This is a genomic window from Brevibacillus antibioticus, from assembly GCF_005217615.1.
Classification (GTDB): Bacteria; Bacillota; Bacilli; order Brevibacillales; family Brevibacillaceae; genus Brevibacillus; species Brevibacillus antibioticus.
Genome location: NZ_SZNK01000001.1, coordinates 2,076,823 through 2,096,288, shown reverse-complemented (window position 1 = coordinate 2,096,288; position 19,466 = coordinate 2,076,823). Strand labels below are relative to the sequence as shown.

Below are 19,466 nucleotides of genomic sequence, written 5' to 3'. Positions count from 1 at the left end.
AGATGGTGGCCCATATGAGCAACAATATGTACGAAAAAATTGATGAATTGATGGAACGCAAATATAAAATCCAGCTTGGTGGCGGAGATACTCGCATCGATGCCCAGCATAACCGCGGCAAGTTGACTGCACGCGAGCGAATCGAGCTCCTGCTTGATCCAGACACCTTTATGGAGCTGAACCCGTTTGTTGAGCACCGTGCTACGCATTTTGGTCTCGACCAGATGGAGGCACCAGGCGAAGGTGTCGTGACGGGCTACGGTAAAATCAATGGTCGCCCTGTCTATTTGTTCGCGCAGGATTTCACGGTGTTTGGCGGTGCATTGGGTGAGATGCACGCGATGAAAATTGCCAAGGTGATGGACTTGGCAGCGAAAAACGGCGCTCCCTTTATCGGTCTAAACGACTCTGGCGGGGCACGCATTCAAGAAGGAGTAAGCTCACTGGATGGCTACGGCACGATTTTTTATCGCAATGCCATTTACTCCGGCGTGATTCCGCAAATCTCTGTCATCCTCGGTCCGTGTGCGGGAGGAGCCGTTTACTCCCCAGCGATTACGGATTTCGTGTTCATGGTTGAGAAGACGAGCCAAATGTTCATCACAGGTCCAAAAGTGATCGAGACCGTTACAGGTGAAAAAATATCCGCCGAGGACCTAGGCGGAGCCAAAGTCCATTCGACAGTGAGCGGCAATGCCCATTTTACGGCAGAGACCGAACAAGAAGTATTGGAAGGAGTGCGCAGGCTACTCAGCTTCCTGCCACAAAACAATCGTGATCGCGCACCTGTGATAAAAGAAAAGGAAAATAATGGTTGGCAAGAGGATCTCTTGGAGCTGGTACCTGCTGAAAGCACCAAAGTATACGATGTGCGCAAAGTCATTGAAAAAATCGTGGATCACGGTGATTTCATGGAAGTACAGCCGAACTTTGCCCGCAATATCGTGATCGGTCTGGCGCGTATTGATGGACATAGTGTCGGCATTATCGCCAACCAGCCGAAGGTCATGGCAGGCGGACTGGATATTCATTCATCGGATAAGCTGGCCCGGTTCATCCGTTTTTGCGATTGCTTCAACATTCCGCTGCTGACCTTTGAGGATGTCTCTGGCTTTTTCCCAGGAATCAATCAGGAGCATGGAGGGATTATCCGTCATGGGGCGAAAATCTTGTATGCATACTCAGAAGCAACGGTTCCCAAAATCACCGTGATTCTGCGCAAAGCTTACGGAGGAGCTTATGTGGCGCTCAACTCCAAATCGATTGGAGCAGATGTCGTGTATGCATGGCCGAACGCAGAGATTGCCGTCATGGGTCCCGAGGGAGCAGCCAACGTTATTTTTGCAAAGGAAATCGAACAAAGTGAGGACCCGGCTGCGACTCGCGCAGAGAAAATTGCCCTCTACCGTGAAAAGTTTGCCAATCCCTATGTCGCGGCAAGTCTCGGGATGGTGGATGACGTCATCGACCCGCGCGAAACCCGCCAAAAGGTCGCCCAGGCCTTGGAAATGCTCAGAAACAAGCAGGAAGATCGCCCGTACAAAAAGCACGGGAACATCCCACTTTAGAAAGGAGCTCTGATCGTGTTATGAAGCTGCATGAACTGCGTGAATTTATCAAGCTGGTGAATCAGTCTTCCATTGAGGAGCTGGAATGGGAGAAGGGCAAGACTCGAATCGTAATTAAGAAAAGCGCACCAGCCGAAGTCGTGGCTGTCCATGCGCCTGTACAGGTGGGCGAAGTGCAGCATGGTTATCAAGAGGCAGCCGCCACTGCTGAGTCTGTCGATGTCGTTGCTAAGGTACCTAAGGAAGTGACACAGCAAGTCATGTCTTTGGGAGTAGGACTGTTTTATGCGGAAGTGACAGTAGGGCAGACTGTTCAAGCAGGCGAAAAAGTTGGACGTTGCACGGCTGATGCTCTTCAGCTTTCTACCGACATTACGACTCCCGTTAGCGGCATTATCACCGAAATTCTTGCGGTGGATGGTCAGTTTGTCGATTATGGAAAAGCAGTGCTCGTTGTCAAAACTCAGTAGGAAGGAGTGCGCCTATGTTTACGAAAGTATTGATTGCCAATCGCGGCGAAATCGCTGTCCGCATTATTCGCGCTTGCCAGGAACTTGGTATACAAACCGTCGCTGTCTTTTCAGAGGCGGATCGGGAAGCCTTGCACGTAGAATTGGCGGATGAAGCGTATTGCATCGGACCTACGGCGTCCAAGGACAGCTATTTGAACATGGCACGGATTATGACGGTCGCTCTTTACACGAAGGCAGACGCTATCCACCCGGGCTATGGCTTCTTGGCCGAAAACGCTTCGTTTGCCCAGTTTTGCCAAGATTGCTCGATTACCTTTATCGGTCCCGATCCTGAAGCGATCACCAAAATGGGTGACAAAGCGGTAGCAAAAGCAACGATGAGTCAAGCGAATGTTCCATTAGTACCGGGCACAGATGGCTTGATTGATGACATTGATGAGGCATTGCAGGTGGCGGAGAAAATCGGCTATCCTGTCATCGTAAAAGCAACGGCTGGTGGCGGCGGCAGAGGCATGCGTGTCGCTTTTGACGCCGATGAGTTGTCCAAGGCGATTCGGCAAGCCCAGAAAGAAGCAGAGACGGCATTCGGCAACGCTGGCGTGTACTTGGAAAAATACGTGGAAGAGCCGCGGCATGTGGAGATTCAAATCATGGGCGACAAGCATGGCAACGCTGTGTACTTGGGAGAGCGGGATTGCTCTATCCAGCGTCGTCATCAAAAGCTGGTAGAAGAAGCGCCATCTCCGGCGCTGGACCAAGCGTTGCGCGAGCAAATGGGGCAAGCTGCGGTGGCGGCAGCCAAAGCGGTTTCGTACCACGGAGCGGGTACTGTTGAATTCTTGCTCGACAAGCACGGTCAATTTTACTTCATGGAAATGAATACGCGGATTCAGGTAGAGCATCCCGTGACAGAGATGATCACAGGGATTGACCTGATCAAAGAACAAATATTTGTCGCAGCAGGCAATCCGTTATCCTTTTCACAAGAAGACGTAAAAATGAACGGATGGGCAATCGAGTGCCGAATCAATGCGGAGAATCCTGCGAAAAACTTCATGCCATCACCAGGAAAGGTCATCAATTACTTACCACCTGGCGGCTACGGAGTTCGCGTGGACAGTGCGGTATATCCCGGCTACGAAATCTCTCCCTTCTATGATTCGATGGTCGCCAAGCTGATCGTTTGGGGAACAGATCGCAACGAAGCATTGGCACGCATGAAGCGGGCATTGGGTGAGTTCGTGATCGAAGGCGTGCATACAACAGTTCCATTCCATGAGAAGCTGCTTCGGCACCCTGACTTTGTATCAGGGAATTTCGCTACGAACTTCTTGGAGAAACATACGCTGGAATTGTAAAGAAAGAGAAGAGGGAACAAGCTGCGGGGGTATCGTGGCTTGTTTTTTATTGGGAGCATCGGCCATTATTTTCACTCGTCAAGAAAGGTACTTACAGCCTGATAGTATCCGTCAGGGTCCGTAGAATGGATATCATGCCCACACTCTGCAAAACTGGCAAGCTTTGTGTTTGGCCTTTGGGTCACCATACTTTCGGCTTGATTTTCATCCAATACAAAGCTTTTTTTGCCATGGATCAGCAAGATCGGGCAAGAAGATGTTTCGAGACATTCACTTGGAAAATCGACAGATCAAAACATTCGAGGATCAGGGCACGGTCCACTTATTTGCTGAGCTGACCACTGAAGGTGTGCAGGCTTGTGAGGCTGAACTTTGGCTTGCATCCATGCTGCATATACGGCAGGATGGAAGTGGTTGGTTGGAAGGAAAGGTAGCGAGAAGAGACATTTTATTTTTTGCAAAGTTCTTGATTGGGCTGGGTAAAGAAGTGACTGTACAGCATTCACCGGAAATGTTGGATGGAATAAAAACGTATTTGGCAGAACTAATAAACATTTATTCGCAATGAGGAGGTAGTCATGGCATTACCCAAAAAAGGAACACGGGGTATCACGGTAGGAGAGCAGCGATATCGTTGGGTCATTAGCCCAGCAGCGAAGGGGCTGCTCGCGTTGACAATCCAGCACAACGAAGGTACGGGTCAATTGATTCGCGTGTATGTAAAATCAGATGTGAATGATTTTTGGGTGGAGTTTCCACTTGTGCAGCATTTGGACATGAGAGTGATAAAGCCAGCTGACGTCGCGGCTATTATTGAAGAGGCGATCAAGCTGGGATGGCAGCCTGACAAAAAGGGTGCGCCTTTGCGCTTTGAATTCATCGGTAGTACGCTCGTCAAAAAAGGGGATATATAGCAATACCGAAAGAGGAGTTGATCATCATGTGTCGATATGGGATGTATGGTCCTTATAAACAGATATACGCCTGTTTCACGTGCCGAAAAGTGTTCAAGCAAACCTCCAAGAATGAGTTGACGGAGGAAGAGTGGAGCAAGATCAAGCATAGCTGTCCGCAATGTGGTGAGGGAATGAAGAAGATGGGGCATGATTTCAAGGCACCAAAGCAAACGGATGTGAAGCAGTGGAAAAAGGTTGAAATCCTCTATCAGCACGGATTTGCTTATCATTCCTGTGGCTGTGATGGACCAGGATATCGACCAGCCCAATTACGTGAAGTGAACGAATTTCTCGAAGCGAACAAGCAGTTCAAAACAGAGGGAGAGAAATTGCTGAATAGACTCACAGTAAGAATGTAAAATGAGGCAATCGCTATTTTGACGATAGCATGTTTTGCAAAGCTTTTCCGTATAAAGACAGGGGCATCTGGTCGCCGCTCATGTAATAAAAGATAGCCATGCCATTCTCTAAAGCAAGAATCGTCCATGCCATTTCATCGGCAGATAGACTAGAGTCACTTTCTGTTGGCATCAATGTCTGTATAGCCTTGGAAAGATGATGTACCGCCTCTATAATCATGTTTGACCATCGCTTTCGAACAGATTCTTCTCGCATGGCATAAAGCAAAAATTCCAGGTTTAGCATGCTCCACGTGCGATTTTGTTGCTGAACGGACATAAAATAGGCGTCCATGGCTTCTATAAAATGCGATAATGATGGCTGGTGATCAATTACGTGATGGATATTGGACACATGTAATTGCATCTGACCATCCAAGATAGCGAGAAAGAGATCTTCTTTGGACTGAAAATGAGCATAAACAGCTCCTTTGGTAAAACCAGCATGGTCTGCGATTTTATCAACGGAAGCCCCGTGGAAGCCTAACTGAGCAAAGATTTCAATGGCTGCGTCAATGAGCAATTGCCGTGTTTCCTGTTTACGCTCTGCTTGGGTTAATCTGCGTCTGTTCATTCGTCCGCCTCCTTCTCTTGACAATCATACCATATAGAATTAACATTCCATATAGTATTTAAATCCTTACCGGTATGTATGATATAAATGGCAGTTTTGTAGGATTTAACCGTCTACTATGTCATGCTATTTTGGAGTACGATAGAATAGATCATCTAGTAAGAGGGGACAGTGTACGAATGCAGAGGGAAGAAAGCGTTGCAACGCGGAATCGGCCTATGTCCAATATTTTGGCGCAAACGGTTAAGACGGGGATTATCAAATCGAATCTGATTCCGATGTTTGCCGGATTAACATTGGCTTTATATACGTATCACTTCAGTCTAATGGATAAGCTACCAGAAATCTTATTTGCTACCATCGGCTCTATTTTAATCATGGGCGCAGCGGGTGCATTTAATAACGTGTATGATCGCGATATCGATTCTGTCATGGAGAGAACGAAGAACAGACCTACGGTGACAGGAGAAATATCAACGAAGACGGTTTTATGGCTTGCATCCCTGATGACAATTTTGGGCTTGGTCGCTCTCGTCTTGGCATCACCTTTGGCTGCTATTATGGGTTTTCTCGGACTGTTTTTTTATGTCGTGCCTTATACGATGTGGACCAAAAGAAGGACGGTATACAATACGGAGGTAGGGAGTATTTCTGGCGCAATGCCGCCGCTCATCGGTTGGGCTGCCATTCACCCAGATATCACGCATCCTGCTATCCTTGGTCTCTTTATCATCATGGTCATTTGGCAAATGCCTCACTTCTATGCGATCGCGATTCGTAAGCATGATGAGTATAAAGCGGCTGGGGTTCCGATGTTGCCTGTGGTCAAAGGTGCAAGACGTACCTACATCCAAACAAATGTTTATTTAGTTATTTTAATTGCTAGCAGTTTTCTATTTTGGTCATTAAGCGTTGGTCTTACGTTTATGGCCCTGCTCTTGAATATTTTATGGCTGGTTCTAAGTGTTTTTGGATACCGGAAAATGGATTCACAGAAATGGTCTAAAACGATGTTTATTTATTCGCTGATTCATATGACGGTGCTGTTCTCGACGGTGATTATTTACTCGCTGATGGGCATTATCTTCAAACTGTAAATCAGTGATCATCCAAGCTGCCTTCACTTTGAGGGCGGCTTCTTTTTTTTGCTGGGAATCTTGCAGCATAGCTGGTTTTTCTCCTGTCGAACAAAAAATGGGCGCATGATCATGGAACGAATACCCAACGTCACTTCATAAACCTAGAGTAGCTCCATGAAGTGGCGGAGGTGAAAATGAATGGATGATTTCAAAAAAGAGCTAAAAAAACTGAAGGCTTCTGAAATAAAAGCCGATCAAGTGCACCGTTGGGAAAAACAAAAAATGAATGAAGCGATGCTCGTTCGCGGTCGGTGTGGCGGCTGTGGAAGATGCGGTGGCTGCCACAGATGTGGTCGCTGCAGCTGCTCTTGTAGCTGTTCCTGCAGTTGCGTTTGCTCTTGCAGTTGCTCTTGCAGTTGCTCTTGCTCTTGCTTTTTTCCGTGCTTTATCATATTTGACGAATAATGATCGCACCCCGTATTCTGCTCCTGCCAACCGTTTTGTTTTGGCAGGAGCTTTGTTTTTTTACGAACAGGAATGTGAGACAAATAGTGCTACATAAAATGAGAGTGACATGTCTCGTCACAAATAGACTGATTTCGCAAAGGGAGGGGGAGGAGAATGGATAGGTTGAATCCTGCGATGCGTATAAAAGTGAAGCGGGATACCGTTTATATTCCTGATGCAGATGGAAGTGTCTATTTTCGCAATAACATAGGGACCTTCCGTATGAAGGGTGACATGATCGAACGATGGGTAGACCAATTAATGCCCATGTTTAATGGTGAGCATACATTGGAACAATTGACCGACGATTTGCCGGATGAATACCAACAGCAAATATACCAGGTAGCAGGTACTCTTTTGCAAAATGGATTTCTCCAAGACGTGAGTCAGGATAAACCACATGATTTATCTCGAGAAATGATGTCAACTTATGCAGCGCAGATTGAATTTTTGGACCAGTTTGGCGGTTCGGGAGGGTATCGGTTTCAAAAGTATCGAGAAGAAAACGTTCTGGTAATCGGGGCTGGTCCATTTCTCCTTTCTGTCATACATGCATTGTTAGAATCGGGATGCGTTCAATTCCATTATGCAATGACGGGTGAGACTCCGACTGATCGTGAGCGGCTAGAGACGCTCATCGAGAATACGCGCAGGAAAGACCCTCAAGTAAAGCTAGAAGAGCTAGAACTAACGTCGTGGGGGAAGGTAGAGTGGTCGGAGGCAATCGAGCCATTCACTGCTATTTTGTATACATCAGCACAGGCAAACAAGGATGAAATAAGTGTGATTCATTCTGTATGCAGAGAGCGAGAGAAGGTGTTTATTCCGGCGCTATTCGTCCTCCAAAAAGGGATGGTAGGGCCGCTGATTCATCCACAATCAGAGGCTTGCTTTGAATCGGCTTGGCGTCGGTTGCATCGACAGGCTTTGAGTGCAGACCCTGATCATCATGCATTTTCGATGACCGCAGCAGCCATGTTGGCAAACATCGCTGTTTTTGAATGGTTCAAATACGTTACAGGGGTCGTAGAAACCGAGGCGCCTGACAAGATTTATTTGCTAAATCTAGAGACATTGGAAGGAAGCTGGCAGTCATTCATGCGGCATCCGATGCTAAGAGTGGACATGAGCATGGAGGTATTGGATGAAAGTGATCTCCAATCGCGGCTATTAAAAGAGGCAGAACAAAAGGAAAGTCTACTCTCTCTGTTTCCATCATGGATCTCATCTGGTACCGGAATTTTTGACAGATGGGATGAGGGTGAGCTAACGCAATTGCCGCTTACTCAGTGTATCGTCACAGCAGTCGATCCCGTCGCAGATGGTCCCGCAGAGCTTTTGCCATCCGTCGTATGCGCGGGTTATACCCATGATGAGGCGCGAAGAGAAGCAGGATTACTTGGGGCAGAGATGTATGTCGGAAGAATGGTGAACCATCTCGCTACCCAAAACAAGGTTTTTCAAAGGGGGGTAGATGGCAACATCGGAATTGGAGCGGGAGAAACGGCAGCAGAAGGGTTAAATCGGGCGTTACTACATTATTTAACACTCACGTATGTGTCAGAAATGAAAGGACGACAACCAACAGCCAGACCAGTGCACGTTGGATCGATTGCAGATGAGCAATCCCAGTTTTATATGAGGTCATTCGCTACATTGGGTGAAGAAACGACGATTGCCAAGGGCCATGATGTGTGCGGATTTCCGGTTTTTTGGGTGGGAACGCGCTTTGGTTGGTTTGGGAGTGTCGGATTACAGGAGTTAGATGCGTTGCGAAAAGCGTTGATGCATGCCTTGCATCGTATCCAGGATCAATCAACACAATTGTCCAAATATGTACTTACCGCACAATCTGTAGCATTGACGGGTGAAACAACGGAACTGACACTCATCCCTAGTAAAGAAGAATCTGAGAGTGAAGTCTGGCAGCACGCCGTCGAAGTATTAGCGCTTCATCACAATAAACCGCTGATCATCAACGCGGCGATAGAGCCTTTCTTGGAGGAAGACCTTGGTGGGGTATTCGCTTTGCTGCTCTCTCGGGAGGTGCGTCCATGAGTGCTGACATTCTTGTAATCGGAGATGGTGTACTGGCAGAGCTGATTTCCGAACGCCTGATGACGGACTACCGCGTGTGGCGGAGTGAGAAAATGGAACCGAAGACAAGGGTAGCAGACTTGGCACTTCTCTTGCTTGATACCTATCATCCTTCTTTGCTTCTGCATGCAGAAAAACATTTCCAACAAGCGAATATTCCATGGCTGCGCGGTTTTGTTTCATTCGGAGAAGCGATAGTAGGCCCGTTGGTACGACCAGGTCAAACAGGGTGCTCCCAGTGCGCAGATATGCGTCGTTTGATGGCGGGACGCGATCGGCAAGAGATGTGGAAGATGCAAAAAATGCTGAGCGAAAAAGGAGAAATACATCGAGATCCGTGGTCATCTCGCTCTGGCTTACTACAGGTGGCACACCACGTCATCGCGGAGGTGTTACGTTTCATAGAGGGCAGGCAAGCCCACTTATCGGAGCATATCCAATTCATTGATTTACAAACATTGACAAGTACCCGCCATTTCTTTTTACCAAATCCATTATGTCCAGTATGTAATCGGTTGCCTGAGGATTCAGAGGATCGGGCAAGAATACGCTTGAAGCCAAACATAAAGCGAAGTCCTGATAGTTACCGCACAAAATCCATTGCTGAGATGAAACAAGCACTGACCTCCGAGTATTTGGATTCCCGAACCGGATTTTTGAACGGAAAAGTCCGGGATCTCGTGTCTGTTTTTGCAGATGTAAGTGTCAATTTACCTTTATTTTCGCATAATGAGGGCACAGCAGGCAGATCCGTTTCGTACGCGGATAGCGAGTTAACGGCGATTTTGGAGGGAATGGAAAGATATTGCGGGATAATGCCGCGTGGTAAGAGGACGACGGTTCGAGATTGCTATGCAAATCTTGCACCACATGCACTTGATCCGACGACGGCAGGAACCCATTCAGAAGAGCAGTATGCCCTGCCAGATTTTCCGTTTCAGCCGTTTGATCCCAAGCGAGAAATGAACTGGGTATGGGGTTATTCCTTTAAAGAAGAGCGACCCATTCTTGTACCTGAGCTCATGGCCTACTACAGTATGGGATTCGGGGAGGGAGTTGTATTTGAGACCTCCAATGGCTGTGCGTTAGGCGGCAGTTTGGAGGAGGCGATCTTTTACGGCATCCTCGAAGTGGTAGAGCGAGATGCTTTCTTGTTGACCTGGTATGCCAAATTGCCATTGCCGCGCCTCGATCCGGCTTCGGTCAACGATCAAGAATTGCTTTTGTTGATCGATCGGATGCAGACGATTACCAATTACGATTTGTACTTGTTCGATGCGACAATGGAAAATGGAATTCCCGCTGTATGGACGATTGCGAAAAACCGCGGAGCGGAAGGCTTGCACCTCGTTTGTGCAGCAGGAGCGCATCCAGACCCCATCCGTGCTGTAAAAAGCTCCATTTTCGAAACGGCCGCTATGCTCATGACTTTGACAGAGAAGTACGAAGCGAATCGAGTCAAATACTTACGCATGCTCCATGATTCGTCCCTGGTGAAAAAAATGGATGATCATGCGATGCTTTATAGCTTGCCGGAAGCAGCGGAGCGCTTATCCTTCCTTTTGGATGATTCACGTCCGATGGTCTCTTTCGCTGAACAATTTCCTAGAAGAAACCAACATCGTGACCTAACAGACGATTTACGGGATTTGCTCAAAGTGTTCCAAAAGTTCGATCTCGATGTCATTGTGGTAGATCAAACGACACCAGAGGTAGGGCGCCATGGCTTAACTTGCGTGCGTGTCTTGATTCCTGGCATGCTTCCGATGACTTTTGGCCATCATCTCACGCGAGTAACGGGATTGAAAAGAGTACGGGAGGTCCCTGTGAAGCTGGGGTACACGAAACAACCACTGCGTGTAGACGAGTTGAATCCTTTTCCGCATCCGTTTCCATAACATGCATCTGGGAGTGAGCCGGATGAGTCTCGAAAATTTTTTGTACCGCCTTCATTTTGATACAGAAAACTCCCGACCAAGTGACCTTGAAGTGGATTGGGAGGATGCGCCACTGACATATAAGCTGTACAGGGGGCTACCTGTCATTCCTCTGCGAGAAGACGTCCCTCTATCGCTCGTAGATCAAACGGTTACACAAGAAATGTCTCTTCCTCAATTAGGCGCTTGGTTGTGGTATAGCTACGGACTCATCCAAATGAGCCAATCGTTGTTAACCTCAACTTCGACAGACGCAGGCTCTGAGTCGTTTTTGCCGCTTGTAACGAATCGAAGACCGGTTCCGTCCGGGGGAGCGCTCTATCCGAGTGAGCTATATGTGTATTTGAAGCTGTCGAGTATTCCTCCAGGTCTATACCACTACGATGTGGCCCATCACAGACTCGTACAATTGCGCGAAGGGAATTTTGATCACATCCTTAGCCTGGCGCTTGGTGGCAATTGTCAAGTACACGCATGCTTTGGAGTTGCGTTCGTATCCATCTATTTTTGGAAGAACTTTTTTAAGTATGATGAGTTTTCCTATCGATTGCAGGGCCTCGATGCCGGTGTACTGCTAGGGCAATTGCAGGAAATGGCAAATCAGCTCGGTGTGACGACTGCGGTACACTACCAGTTCCTAGATAGAGCGATGAATAAACTGTTAGGATTATCTGCCGATCAGGAGAGTGTATACGCGGTAGTTCCCTTATCGCTGCAAACAGAAGGGGAGAGTCATTCGCACTCACCGGCACAATGGACAACGCGAGGTGAGGAGACGGCAAGCGAGCTAATAAGAGAACTGGCTGAGCAAAAGCATGTGCATGTGATGCGTTCAAAAAGAATGAGACAATATCCTGCGCTCCTGAAAATGAATGAAGCTGCCATGCAGGAATCTATCCATGCATTTAGACGATATTCGGATCAGTTGGAAAGCAAGTGGCCTCGTCGTTTCGATAAACGAATTCGTCTCCCGCGTTTACAGAAATCGAGCTATGATCTGGCGCAATATTGTCGGGAGCGTTTTTCGCCGGAAATGGACTTTATCAGGAGGAAAACAGACCTGAATCAGGTAGCGCGTATCATGGAAATGACGATGAGTGCTCTGTCGTATGGCAATGATTTAGGAAATAATCAGGAAGCAGCGTGGAGACGGCTTTCTCTCTTTGTGAGCATTCATCAGGTAGAAGGGGTGCCGGATGGGGCATATGTATACGAACCACAGGAGCACGCTCTTTATCCGATTGTTTATGGAGATTTACGAGCACGCCTTCAAGACGGACTGACCATGGACAACGTGAATTTGTATCAAGTGCCCCTCTGTTTTCACGTGGCGGGTAAACGTGGTCATTTGATCAATCAGCTAGGGTTTAGAGGCTATCGCATCCAGCAGATGGAGGCGGGAATCGTCGTGCATCAATTGCTTTTGGCAGCGTTCACGTGTGGAATGGGCGGTCATCCGCTACTCGGATTTGACGTGGAGAATTGCGATGATCTTTACAACCTGAAGACCGAAGAGAAAACCTGCTTGATTCAAATCCCGGTCGGGCATTATCGCCCTCGCGCCAGATTTCAGACCGGGCTTCATGGATAAAAACGTAGAAGACCCGAGTCGCGTTGACCCGGGTCTTGTATTATGCTCGTATAATGGCTTTTATCCCTTGAATGAATCGGTCAATTTCCTCATGGGTATTGTACGGTGCCAGCGTGTTTAGCGTTGTGGACATGCTCTCACTCCTTATCAACTGGCTTTACTTGGTGTCCATCATCATTCGTTATCTCTCATTATTCGGAAAAGATACCCATTAATCAATCTTCCATTCGTTCTGAGAAAACGGGATGGAAAATCATGCTATAATGGTGATGCCCGAGTGATTCTTATTATCGGAGTATGGAAAGAGTAGCTGAGGTGTAGGAATAGACCCTTTCTGAAAAACATATGGCGTGTAAATCCAACGTAAATATCGTCACCGACAATCTAGGAAAGAGGAAGGGGTACTTGTCCGTGAATGAAAAAAGCATTCATACACAACGGCTCAAATTGATTCCATTTACACATAGAATCGCGACGAATATTTTGCAAGAAAATTACGAAGAGTTATTGGATTTGGGGCTTACATTAGGCAAAGGCTGGCCTGATGAGGATGCGATGGAAACGATACCCAAAATCATCAAAGCACTGGAACTCACAGGGGAACCGACAGGATTTGAATCGTGGATGATCATTACAAAAGATGGCATGAAGATCATCGGGGATGTAGGATTCAAGGGAGTTCCGAATGCGCAGGGAGAAGTGGACATCGGCTATGGAATTATTGAAGCCGAGCGAAAAAAAGGCTACGCGTATGAGGCGTCAGAAGGTCTAGCAAATTGGGCGTTATTGCAGCCAGATGTGAAAAAGATTACGGCGAAATGCCTGCTAGATAACATAGATTCCGCGAAAATATTAGTCAAAATGGGATTTACAGAAATGAAGAGGGACGACACATTGATTTACTGGTCTAAGCAGTAGGGAATAGCACAACAGAACATAAACCAGAGTGAAACACGAAAAAAGGACGCACACATGGCCGTCCTTTTTTTCGTGGAAAACATCAGTTGCTGGTATTCTTAATGGGAATGCTATAGATGTGTTTCGTTCCATCGTTATACGTCACTTCGAGTATACCTGGTTGAAGGGACTCGTGTTTTGCTTTTATTTTTTTCTTCGTGGAAAACTCTCCTGACTTCGAGTCAATCCGCAACGTAATGATCGTATTAAAGACCTGAAGCGTTACACGCTTGATTTCCTTATTAGAGACTTTTCCTGTCGCATTGATTTCGAAATGCCATCTAGGAAATTCGCTCAATTCAGACTGGATCTCAATCTCGTCTGGATTGAGGGCTAGCCCTGGAAGAAATTTCGTCTGCATCTTTACGATTTCTTCTTCGCGTTCCTTATCTTCAGGTCCAACGAGGATATTTACGGAAGAGTTTAACTGAAAGTAGTCTGGCGTGAGATCAACCGGCAGTTCGTCTGTTCGAAAATATTCATCTTGCTCGATCGATTGTCTAAGTTTTAAGGTTTTTTCCTTGATTTCCAAGGTACAGGCAGGTTCGTCTTCACGGTAAGGAAGCTCCCAAGAGTCTCCGGAGGAAGCATACGCTTTGATTTCTGTTGTTACGAAATAGCAACGATCAGTTGTGAATGTGATCGGTTTCCGCGAAGTATTCGTGACAATCGTATTTACTCGGTATTCTGGGGAGTCAGATTTGGGGTTGTCGATTTCGGTAACGGTCACTTGAAAGCGAAGTCCTTCTTTCTTAAATGGCTTCTCAATGAATAACATGCCGGTTTCTTTTGCTTCGGCCACGTTTACATGAACGGCGCTAGCAGTCATAACCAGTAAAAGACATACGAGTGATTGGACAATCTTCCGAAGCACACTGTTCACCTCCTAACGATTCATGATTTTCTGTGCATGGAGGCACCTTCTTAATATTCCATATATTAACTTTCTTTGCAATATTTTTGACCCGGAAATAGTTGAAATGAAAAATTTCAAAGGAAGGGTAACCCAAGACCTCCTTCTTTCGTAATGAAATAAAGGAAAAGATTATCGCTTTTCATTGAACTATGCAACGCGTGTCTCTATACTGGTGAGATAAGCATTGGTAAATAATTGTGAGGGATAGCATGCAGAACTGGATGACCCAAATTATTGAACAATATAGTTACTTCGGTATCTTGCTCATGATGGCACTGGAAAACATTTTTCCACCCATACCTTCTGAGGTGATTTTGACCTTCGGTGGATTTATGACCACGCAATCATCCTTAACGGTTTTTGGCGTAATCTTGTCAGCTACAATCGGTTCGGTGATCGGGGCAATCATTCTCTATGGAATCGGTTATTACCTAGACGTCAAAAAGATAGAGAAAATCGTAGTGAAATGGGGGCATATTCTGCGCATTAAAACGGCAGATATCCATAAAGCGAATGAATGGTTCGATCGATACGGGTACTGGACGATCTTTTTTTGCCGCATGGTCCCATTAATCAGAAGCCTGATTTCCATTCCAGCTGGTATGACCAAAATGAATTTCCCGCTGTTTTTGTTGTTTACAACACTTGGTACGTTTATTTGGAACATCGTCCTTGTGATGGCTGGTCACTTATTGGGGGAATCATGGGAAGACATTCTCTACTATTTCGATCTCTATTCCAATATCGTTTATGTTGTACTTGCCTTTGCCGGGATCGTGTTTCTCATTTTTTTCCTCCGCAAACGAAAAGCGGATGCCTAAAGTTTAAAAACCATCTTTCCTTCGAGGGAAGGTGGTTTTTCCGTTTGGAACCGAGAGGTGAATCGACGATCGAGCGGGCAAGTCTGGAAATCTACATGTAGCCAAGCGAGTATTTCTGGGGGCATGGGCGAGCTTATTTGGGTGGGGGATTATTCCAGTTTTACACATGAATAAAACGGGATTTGTGTCGCACTTATGAGAAAGAGGTATTTTGTAAGATATCTCCTTAAAATGGTATATTATGAAAATGCTTATCTTTTACGCGAGGTGAGTTTTTATGAAAAGGGAGATTGCTATTTCTCTGATTACAACAGCGACTGTATCCATTGCTGTTATCACATTTTTATTTTTTCAAACAGGTAACGACTATTACAAGATTTCGGAAGGTGCCTCTCTCGAACAAATCGAAGCATTTAAGAAAAATAACATCGATTTTCTTATAAAAGAAGACGGTTCCGTATGGGTCAACCGATTAGATGAAATGGACGTAGTGCAATGCTGCACCTAAAGTGTTGCCCTTGCATTGAATAGGAGAAGGTGCCCGTCGCCTTCCCTTTTTTATTGGATTATAGTTGACAAAAACGATAGGATTAATCATTATTTATTCATAATCCCCATCTACAAAGTTGGAATAAAAAGAGGTGCAGCCATGTATCTGACTATTGATAATGTTACGAAACATTTTGTGAATGAGCAGAAACAAAAAGTAAAGGTGCTGGATGATATCAATCTGGAAGTGGAAAAGGGCAGCTTCGTTTCCATTGTCGGTCCCTCTGGCTGTGGAAAATCGACGCTGCTCTACTTAATAGCCGGATTGGACCGACCTGACAGCGGTGACATACGCGTTGCTGGCCATAAAGTGAATAAGCCCGGCCCCGACAGAGTCGTTGTTTTTCAAGAAGCAGGGTTATTTCCATGGCTGACCGTCTTGGAAAATGTTACATACGGGCTCAAGTTGAAGAAAATGTCTGCATCGAAAGCCAACGAAAAGGCGCTGGAAGTGCTCAAAATGGTCCATTTAAGCAAGTATGTTCACTCCTATCCCCATCAGCTCTCAGGCGGGATGAAGCAACGTGTAGCCATCGCTCGGGCACTTGTCATGGAACCCGACATTTTGCTGATGGATGAACCGTTCTCGGCGCTGGATGAACAGACGCGGATGGTTCTTCATAAGGAGTTGCTTGAGATTTGGAGGAAGACCAAGGTCACGATTTTTTTCGTCACCCATAATATCCGGGAGGCCGTTTTGCTTGCGGAGAGGATCGTCGTTTTTGCCACACGCCCCGGAAAAATCAAGGAGATCATTGCCGTTCCTGCCATGCGCGATGGAGTCACGCCGGACAGTGTGACAGTAAACACCGAGCAAAAGGTGCTGTCGATCCTGCAAGAAGAGATAGAAAAGGTGCTGAAGGAGGAAATGGGCAATGACTACAGCTTTCAGACGGGTCATCTTCATCGCTATGATAGCGGCGATATGGGAAGTCACATCTAAATTATCTGGGCTACCATCGTTCATGTTTCCCAGCTTGGCCCAGGTTTTTGAAACACTCGTAAATGGTTTGATAAGCGGGCAAATTACCGCTGCGATTGGAAAAAGCATGGGACGAATCATGTTGGGCTTTCTTATAGCCATTATCGTCGGACTGATATTGGGTTACTTCATTTGGAGGTACAAACTCGTAGAAGATACGCTTGGCTTCGTGGTGACCGCTCTTCAGTCTATCCCGAGCATTGTCTGGTTCCCGCTTGCGATAATCTGGTTTGGCTTAAATGACTTCTCCATCTTGTTCATCGTGACGATTGGGGCGACCTGGACGATGACGGTCAACGCGACCAGCGGATTCAAAAATGTCCCGCCGCTATATCAGCGGGTAGCCAAGACTTACGGTTCGACTGGCTTTCACTTTGTACGAACAGTCATTCTTCCTGCATCCATACCACAGATCATCTCTGGCCTTCGAATCGCTTGGGCATTTTCCTGGCGGGCACTCATGGCTGGTGAGTTGCTCGGTGGTGGCGGTGGTCTCGGTCAACTGCTCGAGATGGGACGTTCACTTGGACAAATGGATTTGGTGATATCTGTCATGATTATGATTGCGGTCATCGGTACCATCGTCGATAATGTTGTCTTTTCACGGATCGAACGCAACGTTCAGATGAAGTGGGGAGTCCATTCATAAAAGAAAAATGGCTAAGGAGTGTGTCGTCACATGCTTAAAAAAGTGTTCAGTACCGTTGTTGCATCTCTATTATTGATGGGGATTGCGAGCGGGTGCTCTACTGGCGGAGCTGCATCCTCCGAGAAGGAAGTAAGGATCGGATATTTCCCAAATCTAACCCATAGCGCAACGATCATCGCGCTGGAGAAAGGCTATTTCAAGGAAGCCTTTGGTTCTGATATGAAGATTCAAACAAAAACGGTCGCTAATGGCGGATTGTTTATGGAAGCAATGGCAACGAAGGCGATTGATGTAGGGACAGTGGGGCCAGGGCCGCTATTGAACTTTTATGTCAAGCATCCCGGGTATCGTTTGATTTCAGGTGCGGCCAACGGCGGAGCTGTGCTCGTCATGAATGGTTCAATCAATATTACAGAACTAAAAGATGTAAAAGGCAAAAAAATCGCGATACCGGTCATCGGCAGTACACAGGATGTCATGCTCAGAAAAGCACTGAATGACGTTGGCCTGAAACCGACGATGAATGGTGGAGATGTGGAACTGTATGCAGCGGCTCCAGCAGATACGGCAGCATTATTCGTGCAAAAATCGGTTGACGGTGCAGCAACGCAGGAGCCGTGGGGATATGTACTGGAAGATCAGGCGGAAGGAAAATTGCTTTTGGACTGGGACCAATTCGCTTGGGGGAAAGAATCAACCAATACCGTGGTAGCAGCCAGCGATGAATTTTTGAAAAGAGAAGGATTGGCCACCGCCTACCTGCAAGCACATAAAAAGGCAGTCAAATTCATTCAAGAAAATCCTGAAGAAAGCCAAGACCTGATCATCAAGCATTTAAAAAATCTGACTGGCAAAGAGCTGAGCAAAAAAGAAGTGCAGGCAGCTTTTTCCCGTTTGGAAGTAACGACGGCGGTTAATGAAAAAGTCATTCAGGAAATGGCAGATATCAGCCAGGAAGCAGGCTATATTTCGAGTAATAAAATCGATGGCTTGATTAATTTGAAATATTTGGAATCAGCGAAATAAAATAGGGTGAGAAGGAGAATAAGCAGGAAGAAGGAGGGATGGAAAGGAATTAGATGGAAAAGGAGGTCATGCCACGATGAGTCAACATGAACGAGGAAATAATCAACCGAACGACACCTCATTGGAGACACAGATTCACACTGATTTCCAAAAAGAAATGACGTACGGCGATTATTTACAGCTCGACCAAATCTTGTCGAGTCAACAATGTCAATCCACGCATCATGATGAAATGCTGTTTATCATCATTCATCAGGTGAGTGAGCTATGGATGAAACAAATTTTGCACGAACTGTCAGCAGCAAATGAATGCATCTGTAATCACGATCTGGAGTCTGCTTTCAAAATGTTCGCGCGTGTCTCGCGTATCCAGCAGCAATTGATTAAATCGTGGGATGTCCTTTCTACATTGACGCCAGCGGACTACCTCCAGTTCCGTGACAAGCTGGGTCATTCGTCCGGATTTCAATCCTATCAAAACCGATTCATCGAATTTACACTAGGATATAAGAACCAGCATGTCCTAGCGGTGTATGCGCATCAACCAGAGCTTCACGCCCAAATGAGTGCGGCCTTGCAAGCGCCCAGCATTTACGATGCGGCGATCAGGGAGATGGCTGCTCGTGGCTTGCCAATTGATCCGGAATGTTTGAATCGCGATTGGTCACAGCCCTATCAACCCAATCAGAGTGTAGAGCAGGCCTGGCTGACCGTGTATCGAAATGTAAACCAGTATTGGGATTTATACGAGTTGGCAGAAAAGCTGGTGGATATCGCCAGCCAGCAGCAACAATGGCGTTTTAACCATATGACGACAGTCGAACGCATCATAGGCCAAAAGTCGGGAACAGGAGGGTCATCAGGCGTCATGTACTTACGCAGAGCTCTCGATCACCGTTTTTTCCCGGAGCTTTGGAGCTTGCGGACACTGTTGTAAAAAAACTCTTCAAATAAAGAAGAAAAGCGTCTTGGGGACCCAGGGCGCTTTTTGGCATGTAGTACTCAATTCACATCTTTTCACATATCTT

Annotated in this window: 20 protein-coding genes; 18 read left to right on the top strand and 2 right to left on the bottom strand. The window is 46.5% G+C overall.

Annotation, left to right across the window (positions count from 1 at the left end; all coding sequences use genetic code 11):
- Positions 1-2: 2 nt before the first annotated feature.
- The 6 genes from E8L90_RS09380 to E8L90_RS09350 all read left to right on the top strand — a co-directional run bounded on the left by E8L90_RS09380 (position 3) and on the right by E8L90_RS09350 (position 4,714).
- Complete coding sequence (locus tag E8L90_RS09380; RefSeq protein WP_137029158.1) at positions 3-1,568, top strand: acyl-CoA carboxylase subunit beta; 1,566 nt, start codon at positions 3-5, stop codon at positions 1,566-1,568.
- Between the two features lie 20 nt (positions 1,569-1,588).
- Positions 1,589-2,038 carry an acetyl-CoA carboxylase biotin carboxyl carrier protein gene (locus E8L90_RS09375; protein ID WP_137029157.1) on the top strand — a complete coding sequence of 150 codons (450 nt, stop codon included), beginning with the start codon at positions 1,589-1,591 and terminating at the stop codon, positions 2,036-2,038.
- A 14-nt stretch (positions 2,039-2,052) separates the two neighbouring features.
- Positions 2,053-3,399, top strand: coding sequence for an acetyl-CoA carboxylase biotin carboxylase subunit (gene accC, locus E8L90_RS09370; protein WP_137029156.1), 1,347 nt, complete (start codon positions 2,053-2,055; stop codon positions 3,397-3,399).
- 274 nt (positions 3,400-3,673) lie between these two features.
- Positions 3,674-3,967, top strand: a complete 294-nt coding sequence (locus E8L90_RS09360) for a WYL domain-containing protein (protein WP_244297188.1) — start codon at positions 3,674-3,676, stop codon at positions 3,965-3,967.
- A 10-nt stretch (positions 3,968-3,977) separates the two neighbouring features.
- The gene (locus E8L90_RS09355; RefSeq protein WP_137029155.1) at positions 3,978-4,313 is read left to right on the top strand and encodes a hypothetical protein; all 336 of its coding nucleotides are present in this window, start codon (positions 3,978-3,980) and stop codon (positions 4,311-4,313) included.
- Between the two features lie 26 nt (positions 4,314-4,339).
- Entirely contained in the window at positions 4,340-4,714 is a 375-nt protein-coding gene (locus E8L90_RS09350) for a hypothetical protein (protein WP_137029154.1), read from the top strand.
- A 13-nt stretch (positions 4,715-4,727) separates the two neighbouring features.
- Here E8L90_RS09350 and E8L90_RS09345 read toward each other — a convergent pair whose 3' ends face one another.
- A complete protein-coding gene (locus E8L90_RS09345; protein ID WP_137029153.1) occupies positions 4,728-5,327 on the bottom strand; it encodes a TetR/AcrR family transcriptional regulator in 600 nt (199 codons plus the stop codon).
- A gap of 179 nt (positions 5,328-5,506) precedes the next feature.
- On the opposite strand from E8L90_RS09345, the gene cyoE reads away from it, so the two are divergent.
- From cyoE to E8L90_RS09315, 6 genes are all read left to right on the top strand, one after another.
- A complete protein-coding gene (gene cyoE, locus E8L90_RS09340; protein ID WP_137029152.1) occupies positions 5,507-6,424 on the top strand; it encodes a heme o synthase in 918 nt (305 codons plus the stop codon).
- 180 nt (positions 6,425-6,604) lie between these two features.
- The gene (locus tag E8L90_RS31365) at positions 6,605-6,871 is read left to right on the top strand and encodes a heterocycloanthracin/sonorensin family bacteriocin (RefSeq protein WP_137029151.1); all 267 of its coding nucleotides are present in this window, start codon (positions 6,605-6,607) and stop codon (positions 6,869-6,871) included.
- Between the two features lie 156 nt (positions 6,872-7,027).
- Entirely contained in the window at positions 7,028-8,971 is a 1,944-nt protein-coding gene (locus E8L90_RS09330) for a putative thiazole-containing bacteriocin maturation protein (protein WP_137029150.1), read from the top strand.
- A complete protein-coding gene (locus E8L90_RS09325) occupies positions 8,968-10,908 on the top strand; it encodes a TOMM precursor leader peptide-binding protein (RefSeq protein WP_137029149.1) in 1,941 nt (646 codons plus the stop codon). Before E8L90_RS09330 ends, E8L90_RS09325 begins: the two co-directional genes overlap by 4 nt.
- A 22-nt stretch (positions 10,909-10,930) precedes the next feature.
- Positions 10,931-12,538 carry a SagB family peptide dehydrogenase gene (locus E8L90_RS09320; protein ID WP_137029148.1) on the top strand — a complete coding sequence of 536 codons (1,608 nt, stop codon included), beginning with the start codon at positions 10,931-10,933 and terminating at the stop codon, positions 12,536-12,538.
- 411 nt (positions 12,539-12,949) lie between these two features.
- Positions 12,950-13,456, top strand: a complete 507-nt coding sequence (locus E8L90_RS09315; RefSeq protein ID WP_137029147.1) for a GNAT family N-acetyltransferase — start codon at positions 12,950-12,952, stop codon at positions 13,454-13,456.
- Positions 13,457-13,538: 82 nt separating this feature from the next.
- Here E8L90_RS09315 and E8L90_RS09310 read toward each other — a convergent pair whose 3' ends face one another.
- Positions 13,539-14,369 (bottom strand): hypothetical protein, encoded by an 831-nt coding sequence (locus E8L90_RS09310; RefSeq protein ID WP_137029146.1) that lies wholly within the window; start codon positions 14,367-14,369, stop codon positions 13,539-13,541.
- A gap of 251 nt (positions 14,370-14,620) precedes the next feature.
- Between E8L90_RS09310 and E8L90_RS09305 the strand changes: the two genes are divergently transcribed.
- The 6 genes from E8L90_RS09305 to kynA all read left to right on the top strand — a co-directional run bounded on the left by E8L90_RS09305 (position 14,621) and on the right by kynA (position 19,375).
- Positions 14,621-15,232 carry a DedA family protein gene (locus tag E8L90_RS09305; protein ID WP_137029145.1) on the top strand — a complete coding sequence of 204 codons (612 nt, stop codon included), beginning with the start codon at positions 14,621-14,623 and terminating at the stop codon, positions 15,230-15,232.
- Between the two features lie 277 nt (positions 15,233-15,509).
- A complete protein-coding gene (locus E8L90_RS09300) occupies positions 15,510-15,740 on the top strand; it encodes a hypothetical protein (protein WP_137029144.1) in 231 nt (76 codons plus the stop codon).
- A 141-nt stretch (positions 15,741-15,881) separates the two neighbouring features.
- A complete protein-coding gene (locus E8L90_RS09295) occupies positions 15,882-16,724 on the top strand; it encodes an ABC transporter ATP-binding protein (RefSeq protein ID WP_137029143.1) in 843 nt (280 codons plus the stop codon).
- On the top strand, positions 16,657-17,412 hold the full coding sequence (locus tag E8L90_RS09290; protein WP_137029142.1) for an ABC transporter permease: 756 nt from the start codon (positions 16,657-16,659) through the stop codon (positions 17,410-17,412). The genes E8L90_RS09295 and E8L90_RS09290 overlap by 68 nt, the downstream gene beginning before the upstream one ends.
- 30 nt (positions 17,413-17,442) lie before the next feature.
- Positions 17,443-18,438, top strand: coding sequence for an aliphatic sulfonate ABC transporter substrate-binding protein (locus tag E8L90_RS09285; protein ID WP_137029141.1), 996 nt, complete (start codon positions 17,443-17,445; stop codon positions 18,436-18,438).
- A 76-nt stretch (positions 18,439-18,514) separates the two neighbouring features.
- Entirely contained in the window at positions 18,515-19,375 is an 861-nt protein-coding gene (kynA, locus tag E8L90_RS09280) for a tryptophan 2,3-dioxygenase (RefSeq protein WP_137029140.1), read from the top strand.
- Positions 19,376-19,466: the final 91 nt, after the last annotated feature.